The sequence below is a fragment of the Rhizobacter sp. P3_B12 genome (assembly GCF_056402895.1).
In genome coordinates, this window is sequence record NZ_JBFUGN010001769.1 from 1 (window position 1) to 548 (window position 548).

Annotated in this window: 1 pseudogene; it reads left to right on the plus strand. The window is 67.3% G+C overall.

Annotated features, from left to right (window positions below):
• Positions 1-548 (plus strand): annotated as a pseudogene (locus AC1D01_RS38125) (tyrosine-type recombinase/integrase); the annotation flags it as partial.

Genomic DNA, 548 nt, shown 5'->3' on the forward strand with positions numbered 1-548 from the left:
GCCAAACAGGAGCAGCAGGAGCGCGGGTATACGGTGCGCCTCCTGTGCGACGACTACCTGGCGGGCCAYGTCGACCGAGCCCGCAAGCCCAAAGGGGCGATCGAAGTGCGGCGCATGTTCGACACGATGCTCGGCGCGCTCGACTCGGAGCCGGCCTCCACGCTGACCCGGCGGCAATGCTTCGACCTGCTGGAGTCGCTGCAGCGCATCCCAGTGCAGGCTGCGAAGCTGCGGGCCGAGCTGGGCGCTGCGTGGGACTACGCGCTCGACGCCGGGCGGATCCCGGAGAGCACTCCGAACTGGTGGCGCCAGATCATGCGCGGGCGGCTGCGCTCGAAGGGCAAAAAGATCTCCGGCGAGTCGATCGGTACCTCGAAGCGTGCACTCAGTGCGGCGGAGGCCGGTGCGCTCATCGCCTGGCTACCGAACTTTCCCCGCCTGATCGAGGACGCGCTGACGGTCTACCTGTGGACGCTCGCGCGAGGCGCCGAGATCATGGCGATGGAGTCCGGCGAGATTTCAAAGGAAAAGGATGGTTGGTGGTGGAC